This is a genomic window from Thermomonas sp. (genome assembly GCF_041905325.1).
Lineage (GTDB): Bacteria > Pseudomonadota > Gammaproteobacteria > Xanthomonadales > Xanthomonadaceae > Thermomonas.
Genome location: NZ_JAYRLK010000026.1, coordinates 1 through 2,537, shown reverse-complemented (window position 1 = coordinate 2,537; position 2,537 = coordinate 1). Strand labels below are relative to the sequence as shown.

Below are 2,537 nucleotides of genomic sequence, written 5' to 3'. Positions count from 1 at the left end.
CCGCCATCTTCGTGGTCGCCGCGGTGATTGCCGTGGTGCTGGGCTTCAGCCCCAAGTTTGGCGCGGTGATCCAGGCCATCCCGCTGCCGGTGATGGGCGGCGTGAGCATTGTGGTGTTCGGCCTGATCGCCGTGGCCGGCGCCAAGATCTGGGTCGACAACAAGGTCGACTTCTCCGACAACAAGAACCTGATCGTTGCCGCCATCACGCTGGTGCTGGGTACCGGGGACTTCACGCTCAAGTTCGGCGGGTTTGCGCTGGGCGGCATCGGCACCGCCACGTTTGGCGCCATCCTGCTGTACGCGCTGCTTAACCGCAAGGCCTGAGCGCGGTCTCAGGGCAGCAGGCTCTGCGGCCCGCGCATCGGCGGTGGCGGGGACATCCTGAACAGCGGCTTGGCCACCGGCCCGCTGGCCACAAAGGGCAGGCCAAGCCAGCCGCCGGCCAGGCTCAGCCGGCCGCTGGCCTGGAGCTGGCCTCGGTAGACCTCCGCCTCGCCGGTGGTGCTGTAGCTGCCGGCCTTTGCCTGTAGCCGCGTGTAGCTGAAGCGGATGCCCTCGTCGGTGTTCTGCGTGTCCAGCCGCGCCGTCAGGCTGTCAAGCCGGGTCTGCCCCGCGCGGTCGCTGCCGAGCGAGCGCACCGCCTTGTCCAGGTCCAGCTTCAGCACCACCGCCTGCGCAACCGTGACGTCGCTGGTGGTGTGCAGCGAGCGCACCAGGTCCAGCAGCGTGTGCCCGCGGGCGCGCACCACCGTACGGGCCGACGCCTTGCCGCCGATGGGCGAATGGCGGTTGAAGGTGCTCATGGCCAGGGGCAGGTCGATGCCGCTGGGCGCCAGTTCGCCGCTGAGCGCCAGGCCCAGTTCCGGCAGCTCGTGCAGGGTCAGCTGGCCGTGGGCCGTGCCGCCCGCCACCACCGTGCGCACCTGCCAGCGGTCGGCGTCGCCGTCGCGGGCCAGCGTGAAGCTGAAGGGCGCGGGCGCCCCGGGCCGGCGCAGGACGGCCTGTCGGGGCCGCCAGCGTGCGTCGAAGTCCACCTCGCCATCAAACACCGTGGCGATACCGCTGTAAGACACCCAGGTCAGGTCGCGAAAGACCACCTGTGACAGCGGCAACGGCGCCTGCTTGAAGCCGACGTCCGGCGGCGTGACACGCCCGCGGAACGCCCGCAGCGCACCCCGCGGCACCTGGGCCCCGTCGATCTCCAGCCGGTCCACCGCCAGCACCTTGCGCAGCAGCGGCAGCACCTGCGGATACACCGCGATGCGGGCCAGAACGATGGGCTCGTCCTGCAGGGTGCGCACATCCTCCAGTACCACGGCCACCACCGGTAGCAGCTGCAGGTGCGCCTGGCCAATGCGCACCGGCGTGCCGAGCGCGGCCAGCGCAGAGGTCTCGAGCCGGCTGCGCAAGGCTTCGTCGCCGGGCAGCCAGGCCCACACGGCCAGTGCCATGCCGCCCACCAGCAGCAAGCCGCCGGCGGCGCCCCAGGCCCAGAGATGCGTTCGTTTCATCGTGCCAGCGTAACCGCGCGCCGGCGCCACGCCTGTAGGCGACAGTCGCCGACCGGGGCCGGCCGATATAGTGCGTGGCTCAAGCAACCGGAGGAACGACCCCATGGCGATCTGGAAGAAGCCCATTTCCGTAGCGCACCTGACGGAGATGCACCAGGACACGGCGGTGCGGCATCTTGGCATTGAGTTCCTGGAGGTGGGCGACGACTTCATCACCGCCCGCGTGCCGGTGGACACGCGCACCCGCCAGCCCTATGGCCTGCTGCATGGCGGCGTGAGCGTGGTGCTGGCCGAGACGCTGGGCTCGTGCGGCGCCGCCTATTCGTGCCCCGAGGGCTACCGCGCCGTGGGGCTGGACATCAACGCCAACCACCTCAAGGGCGCCACCAGCGGCTGGGTCACGGGCATCACGCGGCCGGTGCACATCGGCCGCACCACGCAGGTGTGGCAGATCGACCTGCGCAACGACGCCGGCGAGCTGACCTGCGTGTCGCGCATCACCATGGCGGTGCTGGCGCCGAAGTAGGCGCACCCGGCGGAACTTGTCGCTGAGCGCCCGGCTCAGAGCCGGATGCTGTACCGCCGCGCCCTGGCGCCACTTGCCCTGTCCCTGGTCGCGCTGACCCTGTGGTTACCCGCCGCGCAGGCCCAGGCCACTACCACCCCAATAGCGTCCGCTGCTTCGTCGGCGCCTGCGGCGGGCGAGGCCATTGCGCCCGACAACCTGGCCGCGGCGCTGCGCGCGGGCGGGTACGTCATTTACTTCCGCCACACCGCCACCGACTTCTCGCGCAACGACGCCGCCAGCCGCAGCCATGACGACTGCGCCAACCAGCGCCTGCTGTCGGCCGAGGGCCGCGCCCAGGCGCAGCGCATCGGCCAGCAGGTGCGACGGCTCCAGCTGCCCGTCACCGAGGTATTGGCCAGCCCGATGTGCCGCACCATGGACACCGCCCAGCGCATGCTGCAGCGCGCGACGCCGCGGGTGGAAATGCGGGAACGTGAAGGCGACGACTACCCCGGT

General features: G+C 70.9%; 4 protein-coding genes. 3 read left to right on the top strand and 1 reads right to left on the bottom strand.

Annotated features, from left to right (window positions below):
• On the top strand, positions 1 to 326 hold a 326-nt coding region (locus ACE3OK_RS12350), incomplete at its 5' end, for a solute carrier family 23 protein (RefSeq protein ID WP_374249852.1).
• An 8-nt stretch (positions 327 to 334) separates the two neighbouring features.
• Here ACE3OK_RS12350 and ACE3OK_RS12345 read toward each other — a convergent pair.
• Positions 335 to 1,513, bottom strand: coding sequence for a hypothetical protein (locus tag ACE3OK_RS12345; protein ID WP_374249851.1), 1,179 nt, complete (start codon positions 1,511 to 1,513; stop codon positions 335 to 337).
• A 103-nt stretch (positions 1,514 to 1,616) separates the two neighbouring features.
• Here ACE3OK_RS12345 and ACE3OK_RS12340 point away from each other — a divergent pair, with 103 nt between their 5' ends.
• Both ACE3OK_RS12340 and ACE3OK_RS12335 read left to right on the top strand, forming a co-directional pair.
• Positions 1,617 to 2,039: a hotdog fold thioesterase gene (locus ACE3OK_RS12340; protein WP_374249850.1), complete on the top strand. Its 423-nt coding sequence runs from the start codon at positions 1,617 to 1,619 to the stop codon at positions 2,037 to 2,039.
• Between the two features lie 45 nt (positions 2,040 to 2,084).
• A partial coding sequence (locus ACE3OK_RS12335; RefSeq protein WP_374249849.1) for a histidine phosphatase family protein occupies positions 2,085 to 2,537 on the top strand: 453 nt, incomplete at its 3' end.

Coding starts and splice junctions, on each gene's coding strand:
- ACE3OK_RS12345 (WP_374249851.1), bottom strand. CDS start 1,513: ATGAAACGAACGCATCTCTGGGCCTGGGGCGCCGCCGGCGGCTTGCTG.
- ACE3OK_RS12340 (WP_374249850.1), top strand. CDS start 1,617: ATGGCGATCTGGAAGAAGCCCATTTCCGTAGCGCACCTGACGGAGATG.